Annotated in this window: 17 protein-coding genes and 1 tRNA gene; 10 read left to right on the top strand and 8 right to left on the bottom strand. The window is 64.8% G+C overall.

Features of this window, described 5'->3' with window-relative positions; translation table 11 throughout:
- The first annotated feature begins 125 nt into the window (after window positions 1–125).
- The 5 genes from GYH34_RS04580 to GYH34_RS04600 are packed head-to-tail and all read left to right on the top strand — an operon-like array spanning window position 126 to window position 6214.
- Window positions 126–1223 (top strand): formylmethanofuran dehydrogenase, encoded by a 1098-nt coding sequence (locus tag GYH34_RS04580; protein WP_161912559.1) that lies wholly within the window; start codon window positions 126–128, stop codon window positions 1221–1223.
- A complete protein-coding gene (locus GYH34_RS04585; RefSeq protein ID WP_161912560.1) occupies window positions 1217–2851 on the top strand; it encodes a formylmethanofuran dehydrogenase subunit A in 1635 nt (544 codons plus the stop codon). Before GYH34_RS04580 ends, GYH34_RS04585 begins: the two co-directional genes overlap by 7 nt.
- A gap of 22 nt (window positions 2852–2873) precedes the next feature.
- A complete protein-coding gene (locus GYH34_RS04590; protein WP_161912561.1) occupies window positions 2874–4508 on the top strand; it encodes a formylmethanofuran dehydrogenase subunit A in 1635 nt (544 codons plus the stop codon).
- Window positions 4496–5401, top strand: coding sequence for a formylmethanofuran--tetrahydromethanopterin N-formyltransferase (gene fhcD / locus GYH34_RS04595; RefSeq protein WP_161912562.1), 906 nt, complete (start codon window positions 4496–4498; stop codon window positions 5399–5401). The genes GYH34_RS04590 and fhcD overlap by 13 nt, the downstream gene beginning before the upstream one ends.
- A complete protein-coding gene (locus GYH34_RS04600; RefSeq protein ID WP_161912563.1) occupies window positions 5402–6214 on the top strand; it encodes a formylmethanofuran dehydrogenase subunit C in 813 nt (270 codons plus the stop codon).
- Window positions 6215–6252: 38 nt separating this feature from the next.
- Here GYH34_RS04600 and GYH34_RS04605 read toward each other — a convergent pair whose 3' ends face one another.
- Window positions 6253–6735: a MarR family transcriptional regulator gene (locus tag GYH34_RS04605; RefSeq protein ID WP_161912564.1), complete on the bottom strand. Its 483-nt coding sequence runs from the start codon at window positions 6733–6735 to the stop codon at window positions 6253–6255.
- Window positions 6736–6819: 84 nt separating this feature from the next.
- Here GYH34_RS04605 and GYH34_RS04610 point away from each other — a divergent pair, with 84 nt between their 5' ends.
- The 3 genes from GYH34_RS04610 (at window position 6820) to GYH34_RS04620 (ending at window position 9019) form a co-directional block, all read left to right on the top strand.
- Window positions 6820–7215 carry an ester cyclase gene (locus tag GYH34_RS04610; RefSeq protein WP_161912565.1) on the top strand — a complete coding sequence of 132 codons (396 nt, stop codon included), beginning with the start codon at window positions 6820–6822 and terminating at the stop codon, window positions 7213–7215.
- A gap of 285 nt (window positions 7216–7500) precedes the next feature.
- A complete protein-coding gene (pqqA, locus tag GYH34_RS04615; RefSeq protein ID WP_099831855.1) occupies window positions 7501–7578 on the top strand; it encodes a pyrroloquinoline quinone precursor peptide PqqA in 78 nt (25 codons plus the stop codon).
- 403 nt (window positions 7579–7981) lie between these two features.
- The gene (locus GYH34_RS04620; protein WP_161912566.1) at window positions 7982–9019 is read left to right on the top strand and encodes a cytochrome c peroxidase; all 1038 of its coding nucleotides are present in this window, start codon (window positions 7982–7984) and stop codon (window positions 9017–9019) included.
- Between the two features lie 59 nt (window positions 9020–9078).
- Here GYH34_RS04620 and GYH34_RS04625 read toward each other — a convergent pair whose 3' ends face one another.
- Window positions 9079–9444 carry a TIGR02300 family protein gene (locus tag GYH34_RS04625; RefSeq protein WP_036292802.1) on the bottom strand — a complete coding sequence of 122 codons (366 nt, stop codon included), beginning with the start codon at window positions 9442–9444 and terminating at the stop codon, window positions 9079–9081.
- A 239-nt stretch (window positions 9445–9683) separates the two neighbouring features.
- Here GYH34_RS04625 and GYH34_RS04630 point away from each other — a divergent pair.
- Window positions 9684–9757 (top strand) — tRNA-Gly (locus GYH34_RS04630).
- A 38-nt stretch (window positions 9758–9795) separates the two neighbouring features.
- On the top strand, window positions 9796–10002 hold the full coding sequence (locus GYH34_RS04635; protein ID WP_024881302.1) for an SEC-C metal-binding domain-containing protein: 207 nt from the start codon (window positions 9796–9798) through the stop codon (window positions 10000–10002).
- Between the two features lie 138 nt (window positions 10003–10140).
- Here the strand turns inward: GYH34_RS04635 and GYH34_RS04640 are convergent, their stop codons facing one another.
- The 6 genes from GYH34_RS04640 to GYH34_RS04665 form a co-directional block, all read right to left on the bottom strand.
- On the bottom strand, window positions 10141–12450 hold the full coding sequence (locus GYH34_RS04640) for a Tex family protein (RefSeq protein ID WP_161912567.1): 2310 nt from the start codon (window positions 12448–12450) through the stop codon (window positions 10141–10143).
- Between the two features lie 120 nt (window positions 12451–12570).
- A complete protein-coding gene (locus GYH34_RS04645) occupies window positions 12571–14025 on the bottom strand; it encodes a hypothetical protein (RefSeq protein ID WP_161912568.1) in 1455 nt (484 codons plus the stop codon).
- A gap of 112 nt (window positions 14026–14137) precedes the next feature.
- A complete protein-coding gene (locus tag GYH34_RS04650; RefSeq protein ID WP_161912569.1) occupies window positions 14138–14917 on the bottom strand; it encodes a class I SAM-dependent methyltransferase in 780 nt (259 codons plus the stop codon).
- A 32-nt stretch (window positions 14918–14949) separates the two neighbouring features.
- A complete protein-coding gene (locus tag GYH34_RS04655) occupies window positions 14950–15888 on the bottom strand; it encodes a glycosyltransferase family 2 protein (RefSeq protein ID WP_161912570.1) in 939 nt (312 codons plus the stop codon).
- Entirely contained in the window at window positions 15885–16313 is a 429-nt protein-coding gene (locus GYH34_RS04660; protein WP_161912571.1) for a GtrA family protein, read from the bottom strand. The genes GYH34_RS04655 and GYH34_RS04660 overlap by 4 nt, the downstream gene beginning before the upstream one ends.
- A gap of 246 nt (window positions 16314–16559) precedes the next feature.
- Window positions 16560–17030: a hypothetical protein gene (locus tag GYH34_RS04665; protein WP_161912572.1), complete on the bottom strand. Its 471-nt coding sequence runs from the start codon at window positions 17028–17030 to the stop codon at window positions 16560–16562.
- Between the last annotated feature and the right edge of the window lies 1 nt (window position 17031).

The raw sequence follows: 17031 nt of genomic DNA on the forward strand, positions 1-17031 counted from the left end.
GCGCGCGACGCAGGCTCCGGCGAGGGGCCGCGCCGCTCTTGCCTTCGCTTTCGGCCGTCGCGCCGGGAGCGGACAAAAAATGCCTGGGCGCAAACCCGGGCGTGGTGGAAACATCGGTTGGGGCAATGAGCAACGCGACGCTCGACGGCAAATCCATTTCTTCCGAAGACGCCTACGAAAAAGCGGCCGAAATCCTGCAAGCCGCGAATTTCCCCCTCGTCGCCGGTCTCGGCGCCGATGTGGCGGGAGCCCAGGCCGCGATCTTGCTGGCCGAGCGGCTGAGAGGCGCTTTCGATCATCTCGCCTCGCGCGATTCGCTGGCCGACCTCGAAGTCGTCCGCTCCGCGGGGATTTTCGTGACGACGCCCAATGAGGCCCGCGTGCGCGCCGACCTCGTGCTGCTGGTCGGCCCGGGGCTCACGGGCTATTGGCCGGCGATCTTCGATCGCCTGGCGCTCGACAAGGAGACGGTCCACGGCGGCAAGACCAAGCGCCGCGTGATCTGGGTCGGCCCCAAGCGGGGCGAGGCCAAGATCGAGGGCGTCGATGTCGAGACCATTCCGGCGACCGAGGCGGAGCTTCCCGGCGTGCTGGCGGCGCTGCGCGCGCGCGTCGGCGGACGGCCCGTGGCGCTTCCGCCGGCCGCGGCCAAGAAGCTCGACGCGGCGGCCGAGGCGCTGAGATCGGCGCGATTCGGCGTCGCCGTCTGGTCGGCGGCCGGGCTCGATTCGCTGATGGTGGAAATGCTGCAGGGCATGATCACCGAGCTCAACGCCACGACGCGCTTCACCGGCGTGCCGATCGGCGGCAGGGGGAACGCCACCGGCGTGCTGCAGACCTCCGCCTGGATGACCGGCTTTCCGCCGCGCACCGGCTTCGGCCGCGGCTATCCCGAGCACGACACTTGGCGCTTCGAGGCCAGCCGGCTCGTCGAGAGCGGCGAGGCCGACGCCGCGCTGTGGATTTCCGCCTATAGCGGCGAGGCGCCGCCGTGGGAGGATGTCGATATTCCGCTGATAACGCTGGGACCGCCGGGCTCGGCCCCCAAGCATGGCCTGTTCATCGCCGTCGGCAAGCCGGGCGAGAATTACGACGCGGTGGAGTTCGCGCAGGAGACCAGCTCCATGGTGCTACGGCGGGCGGGCGCGCCGGCCGAGTTGCCGACGGTCGCCGAGGCGATCGCCGCCATCAGCGCCAAATTTTCGGAGGACTTGCCGTGCTGATCCGTCTGCGCGGCGGTCATGTCGTCGATCCCGCGACGGGCGTCGACGGCGTCGCCGACGTCTATTTCGAGGATGGGCGGATCGTCGCTCCGCCGCAGGGCCGCGAGCCGGACGAGGATTACGACGTCTCCGGCCATATCGTCATGGCCGGCGCGATCGACATCCACTCTCATATCGCCGGCGGCAATGTGAATTCGGCGCGGCTGCTGCTGCCCGAGATGCACCGCTCGATCCGCGCGCGCCTCGACGGAACGCCGCTCGCGACTGCCAAATGGTCGACCTTCGAGACCGGCCGCCTCTATGCGCAAATGGGCTTCACCACTGTGGTCGAGCCCGCCGTCGCGCCGCACCATGCGCTGCAGTCGCATTTGGAGCTCGGCGACGTTCCGATCATCGACAAGGGCGCGCTGACGGTGCTCGGCAATGACGACTTCCTGCTCGCCGCGCTGCGCGAGCGGGAGAGCGAGACCGCCATCGCCGATTATGTCGCGCAGACCGTCGAGGCGACGGGCACGCTCGGCCTCAAATGCATCAATCCCGGCGGGGCGGACGCGTTCAAGCAGAATATGCGCGCCTTCGGCCTCGACGAGATCGTGCCCTTCTATGGCGTGACCTCTCGGCAGATTTTCAAATCGCTGCAAAAGGCGACGCAGACGGTCGGCATTCCGCATCCGCTGCATCTGCACATGAACAATCTCGGCATCGCCGGCAATATCGACACGGCGCTCGCGACGATCGACGCCGCCGAGGGCCTGCCGATGCATCTCGCCCATGTGCAATTCTACGCCTATGGCCTCGAGGGCAAGAACGCCTTCTCCTCCGCGGCCCCCGCGCTCGCGGCCAAGATCAACGCCAATAAGAACATCACCGTCGACGTCGGCGCTGTGATGTTCGGCGACACGGTGACCATCTCCTCCGACGTGCTGCGCCAGTTCAACAGCCTGTCGGGCGCGATCCCGAAGAAGGGCGTGATCTTCGACGGCGACGCCAATGGCGGCGGCGTCGTGCCCTACGCCTATCGCATCTCCAATTACTACAACGCGATACAATGGGCGGCGGGCCTCGAGCTGTTCCTGCTGATCGAGGATCCGCTGCAGGTCTTCTTCACCACCGACCATCCCAATGGCGGGCCGTTCACAACCTATCCCGAGCTGTTCGCGCTGCTGATGAGCGCGGAGCTGCGCGCGCAATGGATGGAGCGCCTGCCGGCCGATGTGCTGGAAATGACGACTCTCCCGTCGATCAAGCGCGAATATACGCTCCATGAGATCGCGCTGATGAGCCGGACCGGACCGGCGCGGCTCTATGGCTTTGCCGATCGCGGTCGTCTCGGCGAAGGCGCCGTCGCCGATATCGCCGTCTATAAGCCGCAGAAGGACAAGGCGGGCATGTTCCGCAACGCCGCCTATGTGTTCAAGGACGGCGAGAATGTCGTGCGCGACGGCGTCGTGACGCGCTACACGAAGGGCAAGACGCTGCGCGTGCGCCCCGGCTACGACCGCGCGATCGAGAAGCGTCTCGACGCCTATTACGACGAGCTCTATGGCCTCTCGCGCTCGATCTTCGACGTGCCCGAGGCGGCGCTCGCCGGCCGCAGCGTCTATGCGGAGGTCGCATGCCGCAATTGATTCGCCATTGGGAGCACGCGTCATGCTGACCCGTCTCTACGGCGGCCATGTCGTCGACCCGGTCAATAATGTCGATGGCGTCGGCGACCTCTATTTCGAGGACGGCCGCATCGTCGCGCCGCCCGCCGGCCGCACGCCCGATGTCGAGCATGACGTCTCCGGCCATATCATCATGGCCGGCGCCATAGACATCCACTCGCATATCGCTGGCGGCGGCGTGAACACCGCGCGTCTGCTGCTGCCGGAGGCGCATCGCGCGCATCGGCCGCGGCCCGCCAACACGCCGTTGTCGACGGCCGGCTGGTCCACCTTCGAGACCGGCCGCCTCTATGCGCAAATGGGCTACACCACCGTCATAGAGCCGGCCGTGTCGCCCCACCACGCGCTGCACGCCCATCTCGAACTCGCCGATATTCCGATCATCGACAAGGGCTTCCTGACGGTGCTCGGAAACGAGGATTTCCTCCTCTCCGCCTTCCGCGACGGCGCGAGCCAGGATTCGGCGGTCGATTATATCGGCGCCACGCTCGAGGCGACGCGCGCGATCGGCGTCAAATGCGTGAACGCCGGCGGCGTCGACGCCTTCAAGCAGAATATCCGCCATTTCTCGCTCGACGATGTGGTGCCGGAATATGGCCTCTCCTCGCGCGAGATTTTCCAGACCTTGCAGCGGGCGGTGAACGCCACCAAGATCCGCCATCCGCTGCATCTGCACATGAATAATCTCGGCCTGCCCGGCAATGTCGAGACGGCGCTGGCGACGATCGACTCCTCGCAGGGCCTGCCGCTGCATCTCGCCCATGTGCAATTCTACGCCTATGGCACAGAGGGCAAGAACGGCTTCTCCTCCGCGGCGGCGCGATTCGCCGAGAAGATCAACGCCAATAAGAATGTCACCGTCGACGTCGGTCAGGTGATGTTCGCCGAGATCGTGACGATCTCCTCCGATGTGATGAAGCAGTTCAACAGCCTGCCCGGCGGCCGGCCGAAGAAGGGCGTCATCTTCGACGGCGACTCCAACGGTCTCGGCGTGGTGCCCTATTCCTACCGCGTGTCGGACTTCTTCAATGCGGTGCAATGGGCGGCGGGCCTCGAGCTGTTCCTGCTGGTCGATGATCCGATGCAGGTGTTCTTCACCACCGATCATCCCAATGGCGCGCCCTTCACCACCTATCCAGAAGTCTTCGCTCTGCTGATGAGCGCCGACAAGCGCGCGCAATATTGCTCGCGCCTGCCGGCCGATGTGCTGGAGCTGACCAATCTTCCGGCGCTGAAGCGTGAATATTCCTTCTATGAGATCGCGACCATGACCCGCGCGGCGCCGCGCAAGCTCTATGGCTTCGAGGATCGCGGCCAATTGGGCGCGGGATCGGTCGCCGATATTGCGGTCTACAAGCCGCAGAAGGACAAAGCGGCAATGTTCCGCAGCGCCGCCTATGTCTTCAAGGATGGCAATCTCGTCGTGCGCGACGGCAAAGTCTCGCATTACACCAAGGGAAGGACGCTGCGCGTGCGGCCCGAATACGATCGCAAGATCAACAGTCGCCTCGACAAATATTACGACGGCCTCTACGGCCTGCCGCGCTCGCTGTTCGAGGTGCAGGATGCGGCGCTCCCCAATGCGGACGCCTTCGCGGAGGTCCCATGCCGCAGCTGATCCGCAAGGGAATTCGCATCGACGAGAGCTTCGCCGAGGCCTTTCCGATGACCGGCTCCGGCGTGGTCGTCACCGCGCCGACCCGCAAATGGGCCTTGCAGGCCGCGACCACCATGACCGGCTACGCCACATCGGTCATCGGCTGCGACTGCGAGGCCGGCATAGACCGCGAGCTGTCGACGCGCGAGACGCCGGACGGACGTCCGGGCGTGCGCGTGCTGCTCTTCGGCTTCTCGCCCAAGAGCGTCGAGAAGGCGCTGGTCAATCGCATCGGCCAATGCGTGCTGACCTGTCCCGGCTCGGCCGTCTTCTCCGCCTTCGACGGCGAGGCGAAGATCAAGGTCGGCGACTCCATGCGCCAATTCGGCGACAAATGGCAGATTTCCAAGGCGATCGACGGCCGCCGCTATTGGCGCGTGCCGGTGATGGACGGCGAGTTCCTGGTGGAATCTTCCGTCGGCCTCACCAAGAAATCGGTCGGCGGCGGCAATCTGCTCATCATGGGCGAGGATTGGGCCAAGACCATGCGCGCCACCGAGGCCGCCGTGGAGGCCGTCCACAATACGCCCGACGCCATCGCGCCTTTCCCCGGCGGCGTGGTGCGCTCCGGCTCCAAGGTCGGCTCGAAATATAAGGGCATGGGCGCCTCGACCAATGACGCCTATTGTCCGACGCTGCGCGGCGCGACCAATAGCGCGCTCGACGCCGACATCGGCTGCGTGCTGGAGATCGTCATCGACGGATTGACCAGCGAGGCGGTCGCGGCGGGAATGCGCGCCGGCTTGAAGGCGATCATCGCGCTCGGCCCCAAGAATGGCGCGAAACGCGTCGGCGCCGGCAATTACGGCGGCAAGCTCGGCCCCTTCCACTATCATTTGAAGGATCTCGTGTAAGTGAAGCCGCTTCTCTTCACGCTGAAAGCCGAGCCCGACCAGCGGCTCGACCTCTCGCCCCTGACGCCCGATCGGCTCGTCGGCCGCTCGGCGAAGGAAATCGAGACTCTGTCCATCGGCACGACGCGCGAGAGCGTGACGGTCGGCGATATCTTCAAGGTCAAGCTCGGCGACGCGACCTCGGTGCGCTTCGACGGCGGCTCCGACCGTTTCGACCTTCTCGGCGCCAAGCTGCTGCCGGGCTTCGAGATTCATGTCGAGGGCGATGTCGGCGCGCAGCTCGGCCGCGCGGCCAAGGGCGGGACCATCACGGTCGCCGGCGACGCCGGCCCCTATGTCGCCTCGCAATCGGCGGGCGCGAATATCGATATTTACGGCGACGCCGGGGATTTCCTGGGCGCGCCGCTGGCGGGCGAGATCCCCGGCATGTCCGGCGGCCGCGTCGTGGTGCGCGGCAGCGTCGGCGCGCGTTGCGGAGATCGGCTGCGCCGCGGCATCATCATCGTCGAGGGCGATGCGGGCGAGGATTTGGGCGCTAGAGCCATCGCCGGCACCATCATCGTGCTGGGGACGGCCGAGGGCGAGCGCATCGGCTATCTCAACAAGCGCGCTACAATCGTGCTCTCCGAGCAGCGCGAGCTCGGACCGACTTACGTGGATTGCGGCGCGCATAATCTCGGCTTCGCCAAGCTCTTCGCCAAATCTCTGGCGGCAGAGAGCCGCGGCGCCTCGCGCCTGCTCTCCGGCCGTCTGCAGCGCTTCGCCGGCGACACGGCGGTGTTCGGCAAGGGCGAGGTGCTGCTGCCGGCGTGAGCCATGCGCAGCAGCGCTCGATACGCCGACATCGAAACTCAGCCGCTCGAAGAGCGCTCGCACCCTTGCGCTGCCTCTCGCGTTCGGCCTTCTTCCAGCCCGGACGCGAGCGTCGCGAGCAGCGCCCGCGCCGCGGCGATATCCTTGTCCTGCATTTTCGCCGATAGGGCGTCCATCCACTCGGCTTGCAGCTTCATCACCTCTCGATACGCCGCCGCGCCCTGCGGCGTAGCGCTGAGCAGCTTGGCGCGCACGTGCTTCGGATTGGGGCTGTAGAGCGCAAATCCCTCCCGCGCCAGCTCATCGCCCAAGCGCTGGACCCCCTGCCGGCTCTGCGACAGGCGGCGGCCGATTTCCGCTATTGTCGCCGCTCGGTGGACGATGACGCCCATGACCTGCCAACGGGCGGCGGTCAGGCCAAAGGGCGCAGTGAGCCTGTTGCCGAACTCCGTCAGGCGGCCCGCGGTCAGCAATATCTCCCATACGAGCCCGCTCAGAGCTTCGCCGCGCGAAGTCGGCATGACCGATCCTCCCTGAACAGCCTGGATATTGACAATATGCTGTCAAAATGCAAAAAAGACAATATATTGTCAATGGAGAGCGCCATGACGCCGACGGAGCTCGTCGAAGGCCTGTATGAGGATTGTCTGAATAAACGCCGGCTCGACCGGCTCGCCGAATATCTCGCCGCGGAATTCATCGGCGCCAATGGCGAAAGCGGCCCCGAGGGCTTCCGGCGGACGATCGAGCGCATGGTCTCTGCGTTTCCCGACCTCCGATTCGAAATCGAGGATTTGTTCGCGGCCGGCGAAAAAGTGTGCTTGCGATGGCGTTTTCAGGCGGCGCAGCTCGGGCCGCTGGCCGGCGTCGCTCCTTCCGGCAAAACCGTCGTTCAAGAGGGGATCGCCATCTATCACGCCGCCGGCGGCAAGCTCTCCCGAGCATGGCTGCAGGTCGATCGACTGGGCGTCCTGCAGCAGATCGGAGCGGTGACGCTCTGACCGCGCCCGCCGCCGCCGGCCACATATGGGAGGATTGCCCGATCACAACCGCGCAGGGCCGCCGCGGCGCATGTCGTTTCTCTCGAAACTTCCATAGGTTGCGGCGACGTCGGGAAGATTTGACGACACCCCGTCTCAAATTGCCGAATTGCGTGGGGCAGAGCTTCATGCTAGTCAATCGCCTAGCTCAAACCTGCCGGCTCATGCGGCCAAGCGCAAAGCAGCGAGAAGCGGGATGAGACATTCGCCTCGAAAGGGCGATTTCTTCGAACGGAGGAGATGAACATGGCCTGGACCGCCCCGGTGATCGTCGAAGTCTGCGTCGGCATGGAAATCACCAGCTACGAATCCGCCGAAATCTAATTTGTAGATTTCGCGCGCCGCTTCCCTCGAGAGGCGGTTGAAATTTGCGAGCCGGTAAGAAGCCCGCTCTCCTTTGAGGAGGCGACCTTCTTACCGGCTCGTTTTGCTTGCGCCTATTCGCGGCGGGGCCGCCCCCGCTGCGCGCCCTCGGCGCTGGATTGCTTCACCCCAGCGCTCAGCGTCGGCCGATGGGTTCCCGAGCAAGCCTGAGCCTCGCCGGGGTCGCTCTCTGCAGGACAAACCGGCGCATTCGCGCCCTGGCTTCGCCGCGCCACGCGGCGACAATCCGACCGCGCGAGTATGTTTTTCGAGACAGCGGCTTGCCGCGTCTCACGAATGGATACAGGATGCGCGCGCCGAGCTTCGGCTCCGCGGACCATGTGTTAGAAAACGGCGGACCATCATGACGTCTTTCGGAAAATCTTCATTGCTGGCAGCGCTCGCGGCGGCGGGACTGACAGTCGCCACGGCCGCTCTGGCCGCAGGAGCCGACGCCTCGCTCCTCGCCGACGCCAAACGCGTTTTCGCGCCTCTGCCGGCCTCGCCGAGCGCCACATCCGCCCAGGCCGAGCTCGGCCGGCGGCTGTTCTTCGAAAATCGCGTTTCCGCCGATGGCAATGTCAGCTGCTCACATTGCCATTTGCCCGAGAAGCAGGGCGCCGACGGGCTGCCGAAATCCTTCGGCGTGTTCGGCAAGCTCAATCCGCGCAATGCGCCGACGATCTTCAACGCTGCGCTTCAGTTCAAGGCGCATTGGCGCGGCGACCGCGAGACGATCGAGGAGCAGGCCGAGAAGTCTCCGACCGGCGCGGTGAGCTTCGGCAACCCCGATTTCGCGACAGTGATCGCCAAGCTGAAATCCATCCCCGGCTATACGGAGGCCTTCGCCAAGGCCTTCCCCGGCGAGGCGGACCCGGTGACGCAGAAGAACTGGGGCAAGGCGCTGGGCGTCTATGAGCGCACGCTGCCGCAGCCAACGCGCTTCGACGCTTATCTGAACGGCGACGCCAAGGCGCTGACCCCGGCCGAGCAGGCGGGCCTACGCAAATTCATCGATATCGGCTGCGCCGGCTGTCACGACGGCGTCGGAATAGGCGGCGACAAATTCGCCAAATTCGGCGTCGTGGAAGACTATTGGAAGCAGACGGGCTCCAAGGACCCGGACAAGGGTCGCGCCGATGTGACCAAGAATGACGCTGACCTCTATGTCTTCAAGGTCCCGAGCCTGCGCAATGTGGCCAAGACCGGCCCCTATTTCCACGACGGCTCGGTGGCCGAGCTGCCGCAGGCCGTGCGCGTGATCGCCAAGGTCCAATTGGGCGCCGATCTCTCCGACAAGGATGTCGCGGCGATCACCGCTTTCCTCGGCGCGTTGACGCAGCCGGCGCCGGCCGATTACTCCGCGCTCACGCCTTTCCCGGACGAGCCGGCGAAAAAATAAATCGGAACAACAGCGCAAAAAAAGCGGCGGTCCCGAAAACAGGGACCGCCGTTTTCGTCTCAGCCTTCTTCGTCCGTGTCGATGTCGCCATCGATGAGGCCGGCGACGTCGTCGTCCTCCTCCTCCTCATTCTCGAGGAAGGTGTCGTCCTCCTCGGCCGCATCGTCGATCTCGACGTCCTCGTCCGCCTCGATCGATTCGGCCTTGTTCTCGGCGGCTTCCACCTCGTCGAGCGAGACGATCTCCGCGTCCTTCTCGCCCTCGGCCGCCTCGTCCGGGTCGACATTGCGGGAGGCGATTCGCGACGTCACGATATGGAAAATCGCGCCGCACTTCGGGCAGACGACCGGATCCTTGTTCAGATCGAAAAATTTGACGCCGCAAGACTGACATTGGCGCTTGGCGCCGAGTTCGGGTTTGGCCACGGTCCTTGCATCCTCGAGATAGAGCGGTGTGGGACCGCCCGTGGAGACTTTGGTCGGGCGCTCGGTTAGTTTGCCCTTGCCCGGCTGTCAAATGAGAAATCGAACGCGAGCCTGTCAAGCCGCACGCGCCGAAAAGCCACGGTTTGCACGCGAATCGCCGAAAATCGCGCCTTTGATGCGGCGCCGGCCGCGCGAGGGCCATTGCCAAGCGCGGCCCGACTTGGCATATCTGCTCCGCCGCGGGTGTAGCTCAATGGTAGAGCAGCAGCCTTCCAAGCTGAATACGAGGGTTCGATTCCCTTCACCCGCTCCAACGCCCACATTCCAAAATAGGGGAGGCGGTCATGAGACATGACAGCGATTTCGACGCCCCGGCGTGCTTTCGAGCCCACATCCAAACGTCGCAAGGGCTTTAATTCGGAAACCAACGTCAAGCGCGGCCTGCGCTTTGTCCACGGCGACAAGGAGCTCGTCGAAAAGCTCGGCCGCGCGGATCCCTGCCCCTGCGGCTCCGGCCGTAGCTTTCAAGCGCTGCTGCATGAAGACGGGCCGGTATGACGGCGCGACGAGACATCACTACTTTCCGTGACTAGGCTAGAGTATCCGGTTCGGCTCGAACTGGAAAAGCTTCGGCATTGCTTTTATCGCATCCGTGCTTTTCGAGCGAAGCGGCGCCCGCTTCGCTCGAAACTCCAGCTAGCGGCCCTTCTGCGGCGTGCGCATCGCCGCCAGCAGCGCCTCGCCCAGCGCGCCTGCGCCCTTTTGCGGCTCCGGCTGACGCATCTGACGCGGGCTCGCGCCGCCGTCGCGGCGCTGGCCGCCCGACGGCGCCTGGCGCTGATCCGGCGTGTCGTCGAGCCGCATGGTGAGCGAGATGCGCTTGCGCGGCGCGTCGATCTCCAGCACCTTCACCTTGACGATATCGCCGGGCTTGGCCGCCTGCCGCGGGTCCTTGATGAAGGTCTTGGACATTGCGGAAATATGGACGAGCCCGTCCTGATGCACGCCGATATCCACAAAGGCGCCGAAGGCGGCGACATTGGTGACGACGCCCTCGAGAATCATGCCCGGCTTCAGATCGGAAATCTTCTCGACGCCCTCCTGGAATGTCGCGGTCTTGAAGGCCGGGCGCGGATCGCGGCCGGGCTTCTCCAGCTCGGCGAAAATATCGGTGACGGTCGGCAGGCCGAAATTCTCGTCGACGAATTGCGCCGGCCGCAGCTTGCGCAGCTCCGCCGCATTGCCGATGAGCTGCTTTATGTCGGCCTTGGCGGCGGCGAGAATGCGCCGCACCACAGGATAGGCCTCTGGATGCACGCCGGAGCGATCGAGCGGATCGTCGCCATCGACGATGCGCAGAAAGCCCGCGCTCTGCTCGAAGGCCTTGGGGCCGAGACGCGGCACTTTCTTCAGCGCGTCGCGCGTGCGGAACGGACCATTTGCATCGCGATGCGCGACGATGTTGGAGGCCAGCAATTCGCCGACGCCGGACACGCGCGCCAGCAGCGGCGCTGAGGCGGTGTTGACGTCCACGCCGACAGCGTTCACGCAATCCTCGACGACGGCGTCGAGCGAGTGGGAGAGCTTTACCTCGGAAACATCGTGCTGATATTGGCCGACGCCGATCGCCTTGGGCTCGATCTTCACCAGCTCGGCGAGCGGGTCTTGCAGGCGGCGCGCGATCGACGCCGCGCCGCGCAGCGACACATCGAGATCGGGCAATTCGCGCGAGGCGTATTCCGATGCGGAATAGACGGACGCGCCCGCCTCCGAGACGACGATCTTGGTGAGCTTCAGCTCCGGGAATTTCGACATGAGATCGCCGGCGAGCTTGTCGGTCTCGCGCGAGGCCGTGCCATTGCCGATGGCGATCAGCTCTATGGCGTGCTCGCGCGCGAGCTTGGCGAGAATGGAGAGCGATTCGTCCCAGCGCCGTTGCGGCTCATGCGGATAGATCGCCGTCGTCGCGACGATCTTGCCGGTCTTGTCGATGACGGCGACCTTGACGCCGGTGCGGAATCCCGGATCGAGTCCGAGCGTCGCGCGCGCGCCGGCGGGCGCCGCGAGCAGAAGATCACGCAGATTGGCCGCGAAGACGCGAATCGCCTCGTCTTCCGCGAAACGCCACAGACGCGTGCGCAGATCGACGGAAAGATGCAGCTCGATCTTGGTGCGCCACGCCCAGCGCACCGTGTCGAGCAGCCAACGATCGCCCGGACGGCCGCGATCGACGATGAGGAAGCGCTGCGCGATCTGGCCCTCATAGCCGACGGCGCCTTCGCTCGGCTCGGCGACCATCTCGAGATCGAGCATCTCCTCCTTCTCGCCGCGGAACATCGCGAGAATGCGATGCGACGGAAGCTTGGTGAGCGGCTCGGAGAAATCGAAATAATCGGAGAATTTCGCGCCTGCAGCCTCTTTGCCGGCGCGCACTTTCGATTTCATCAGGCCTTGCGTCCAGAAGGTCTCGCGCAGACGGCCGATGAGATCGGCGTCTTCCGCGAATCTCTCGACGAGAATGGCGCGCGCGCCCTCGAGCGCGGCGGCGGCGTCGGCGACATTCTTCTCGGCGTTCACGAAAGGCTCGGCCTGCGTCTTCGGCTCGCGCTCGGGATGGCCGAGCAGAGCTTCGGCGAGCGGCGCCAGGCCGGCCTCGATCGCGATCTGCGCCTTGGTGCGGCGCTTGGGCTTATAGGGAAGATAAATATCCTCGAGCCGCGCCTTATTGTCGGCGTCCATTATGGTCGCGCGCAGCGCATCGTCGAGCTTTCCCTGCGCTTCGATGGAATCGAGAATCGCTTTGCGGCGATCTTCCAATTCGCGCAGATAACGCAGGCGCTCTTCCAGATGACGCAGCTGGATGTCGTCGAGCTGGCCGGTCGCCTCCTTGCGATAGCGGGCGATGAAGGGCACGGTCGAACCTTGATCGAGCAGGGTGACGGCCGCCTCCACCTGCCAAGGTTTCGCGGAAAGCTCCGTGCTGATTCGTTCGACGATCGACGCCATGCGCTATCCCTGTCGGCTGTTCAAAGAGGCGCGTTTTTAGCGTTCGGCGCGGCGCCAAGTCAAAAGCCAAATGTGATGCGCGAAATTCTGTGGACATCCCCGGCGCGCCGCGCCGCAGCCTCATTTGCGCGAATCGGGCAGATGCGGATGCGCCGGCCAGCAGCTTCGCCGCTCGAACTCGAGCCGCGCTTCGCTCGTCGCGCCGAGCCAGGCCGGAAGCGTCTCGACACGCGCGAGATAATTGGTCGGAAAGATGGACGGATCGGTCTTGCGCCAGCTGGTCAGAAGATCGCAATCCGATATTGCGAAAGCGGGAGAGACCAGCGCGCGCTTGATCTCCATCGCCGGCGTCGCGGCGGAGACGATGACGATCGCCGATATGATCGAAGCGAGACGGCCGCCGTCGCGCGGCGTCGACACCGCGACTCCGGCAAAGGCGAAAGCGAGCACGAAGAGCGCCGGCATGGAGGCGCGCATCGCGAGATCATTATTGGGACCGAAGTAATAGAAGGGCAGCGCCAGCAGCACGATCACGCAAGCGGCGACGAGCGCATGATCGCTCTTTGCGATTTTGTCGCGCGCCGCGACGAGGATCGCCGCATGTGGAATCTCGACGAGAATGAAGGTGAGATAGAGGAGCGCGAATCCCGGCGTCGCGGCCAGCCAGCCGTGCTTGACCGATTCCGCGTCGATCGTCAGATAGAGCGCGATCGGCAGAAAGCTGAGGCCCGCCGCGGCCGCCGCTATGTTGCGCCATGAGAAGAGCGCGTGGCGCAGACGCAGCGCGCAAAAGCCGATGAGCGGCGCGGCGCCGACCGCGGCGAGCGGCGACCACAGCAGCGACGCTGCGAAGAGAATGGCGAGGAGCGCGAGATCGATCTCCTCGCGCGCCAGCAGCAGCAGCAGCAGAGCCGTCCACCAGCCCGGCAGCGCGTGATTGGGCACCCAGAACAATTGCGTGACATGCGAGGAATATTGGATCGACGAATTCCACCATTCGAGATGGTCCGGCAGATCGAGCCCCTCGTGCAAGAGCTGCGGGAGAATGTCGAGCCCGCTGAACAGAATGAAGAGCGCGAGCAAGGGCGCCGCGCGCGCGCCGGCGAGCTTGGCGATGAAGTAGAGGCAGACGCCGAGCAGCAGCGCATTTTGCGCCAGCATTGCGATATGTGCGCCGACGAGCCCGGCATAATGTCCGATCGCCGCGGGAATGAGATACATGCCGAGCGGCGCGCGCAGCAGATAATCCTGCCCCTCATAGCGATAGAAGAGCGGAAAGCCCTGCCGCGTCAGATCGGAGAGAACCGCGTCGCGCACCAGCCAATCGAGATTGGCGTAGAAAAGATGCGTCTCGCCGCCGAGCAGCAGCAGAGCAAAGGCGAGCGCGAGACAGGCGGCGAATGTTCTCGCATCTATAGGCGCGGCGAGCAGGCCCTCCGCTTTCGGGCGAAAAGAGAAGAGGAGAAAGGCGGCGAGCGCGCAGCCTGCGAGAACAGGCGCGGCGCCGACCGCGCCGAACCCGATTGCGAGCGCGGCGTTGCAGAGCAGGAATGCGAATACGCCCGCCTGCAGCAAACGCAGGTTTCGCGGACGCCGAGGGGTTGCGCCCGTCTCGGCGTCGCGCGGGGGCGCGGAATTCTCTTTCGATGCGTCGTCGGTCGAAGAGAGAGGGGAGAAGCTCAAAGCGTCACCCGATCAGATCGCCGGCGACGACATAGGATATCCAGGGCGTCAGCGGCGAGCGCCGAATGTCGCAGCGGCCGAGGCCGAAGACCTCCGCGAGCGCGACGGTCTCGCCCGGATATTCCGGGCAGTTGAGCTGATCGAAGACCAGCACGGAGCGTCGCGTCAGATGCGGGCGCAGACGCTCCAGGCAGGCTTTGGTCGGCGCATAAATGTCGAAATCGAAATAGGCCAGCGCGACAATCGTCTCGGGATGACGCCGCAGATAGGCGTCGAGCGTCTGCGCCGCGTCGCCCTTGACGATCTCGTGCTTGCCGATATGCGCGATCGGCGCTTCGGATTCGTGATGGCGCAGGACGGCGGCGAGATGGTTCTCGTAGCCCGCGCCGGAGCTGTAGGCGCCGTCCTGCGCAGATTCGTGCGTTCCGTCCTTGGCCGAACAGCCGGCGAGGCCTGCGAATGTATCGAAAACGGCGAGCTTGCGGGTGAAATTATAGGGTTCGAAAATCGCCCGCAGATTGGTGAGCAGCGCGGCCGTGCGGCCATAGCAGGTGCCGAATTCGAACAGCGAGCCGTTCGTCTCGAGCACATGGCTGCGATAGAGGTCGCTCAAGGTCAGCATGCGGGACAGTTCCTGCCGGCTCAGATAGAGCGACAGCTGTGAATAGACGAGCTCGGCCGGCGGGATCGGCGAGGAGGAGAAGACGCGCGCGAAGGCCTCGCGATTGGCTTTCTCGGTTTTCGACGAGCGCGGCGAGAAATCGGCGGTCTGCTCTTCGGTCATGACGATTGTCTCCGTTTCGGGGTCGGGCGAGATCAGAAATTGATGCGTTCGCGCTCGAACACCACGGGCTTGCGCCTCACCTGCCCGTGAATGGCGAGGATGTATTCCGCGAGAATGCCGATCGAGAAGAGCTGCACGCCGCCGAAGAAGAACACAGCGACGATGATCGTCATCACGCCGGGCGGCGCGAGCGTTCGGAAGTAGACGAGGCCCAGGACGAGGCTGACGAAGGCGTAGGCGAGCGACAGGCCTGCGATGGCGAAGCCGAGGAACAGCACGAATCGCAGCGGCGCGAGACTGAAGGTCACGAGCCCGTTCATTCCCTGATCGACGAGATGCAGGAGCGAGTTCTTCGAAACGCCACGACGGCGTTCGACCCATGTGTAGGGCACGCCGACCGCTTTGAAGCCGCATTCGAAAGTCATCATGCGCATGAAAGGATAGGCGTCGTCGATGCGGCGCATCGCGTCGACGACCTTGCGGTCGACGAGCTGGCAATCGCCGACGCCGGGCGGAAGCGAGAATTCCGACATTCCGGTCAGCAGCCGGTAGTAGAGTCCACGCAACGTGCGCATCAGCGCACGCTCCTCGCGCGTCTGGCGAATGCCATAGACGATTTCGGCGCCGTCCTCCCAGAGCTTCACGAAGCGCGGGAGCAATTCGGGAGGATCTTGCAGATCGGCCGGCATGAGCAGCAGAACCGCATCGCCGCTCGCGGCCATCACGCCATTGAAGTTGGAGCGCATCGGCCCGAAATTGCGGGCGTTGAGAATGACCTTCACGCAAGGATCGGCGGCGGCGAGCTCGCGCAATATTTCGGCGGTGCGGTCGGTGGAGGCGTTGTCGCAGAACACATGCTCGCGGCGATAGTCTTTCAGCTCGCCGTCGAAGAGCGCTGCGACCGCCGCATGGCATTCGCGAATGTTCAGCTCTTCATTGTAGCAGGGCGTGACGATGGAGATGGTCTTCATGCGCCGCCGGCTCCCATGCGGAAAACGAAGTCGCGATTGAGGAGATAGGAGAGCGTTGCGAGAACGGGCGTCAGCGCCGCCTGAGCGAGCGCCGCCTCGGCGCCGAAATGCTCGAGCGCGAGAAGGGCCAGCGCATCGACCATGAAGAGCGCCGCATAGACGGCGATGAAGCGGCCGAGAAAGCGAGGATCGGCGGAGCCGAAGACGAGGCGGCCGATGGAGAGAAAATTGAACAATGCGCCGATCGCGGTGGAGACGCCGGCCGCGATGGTCGAATCCTGCGTGGCGCGCCAGACGAAATAGAAGATCGCATAGCCGAAGGCCGTGTTGAGCAGGCCGACGGCGAAAAATCGCAGCGCCCGCGGGCTCGGCGCGAGAGCGAGCGCCGCGACGCTCGATCGGAAGTCACGCTTGTTGTCTGCCAATGCTCTGTCCATTCGCTGGGCGTCGCTGTCGCGGCGGATCATGGCTTATGAAAGGTTAACGCTCGGCTTACGCCGCAGCGCGTCACACGCTCGCGCGACGCAGCGCGTTAACCCTGCCGACGCCGCGCGAATCGCATTGGGGCGGCGCGCGAGCGCGCGACAGGCCGGGCGAGAAGCGCTCCGAGCGCCGCGAGCGCGCGCCGAGACGTCCGATTTCGAGACGAAGAGGTAAATGCGCCGCCGCGCTCAGCAGGCCGGGGAGGCGCGGAAGCGGCGCGAAATAGTGCGACGGCCGGGCGAAAGCCTCGATATCTCGAGGGAACGGCGCAGCAACGCGGCGAGATCGCCGATTCGTGCGCGGTCCGTTCCGGCAAGATTCCAAAGCTTAACGCCGGCGTCGTCGGGCCGTCGCAATTCGCATGTTGACAGGGAGCCGCGGCGGAGTCCGCGCGCGCTCATGCGCGACGCGTCGTACAAAGCTGCTGCAAAAGGCGAGATTTGGAAGCCATAGCGTTCGCGGGCGCGGGGACCAACCATATCTCGAGCGAACAGAGCGTGACTCGAAAAGCGTCGTCGATTCGGCCGCGATTCGTTCGACGCCTGTTCGAAGCGTAAAATAGCGCGATCTTCACCGTTCCATTCCGGGACGATCGCCGCTATCGATTCGGGGAGCCGGGCTCGCATCGGGGCTCGAGGTGAAATATAAAGAAAAATCATG

The organism is Methylosinus sp. C49, assembly GCF_009936375.1.
Lineage (GTDB): Bacteria > Pseudomonadota > Alphaproteobacteria > Rhizobiales > Beijerinckiaceae > Methylosinus.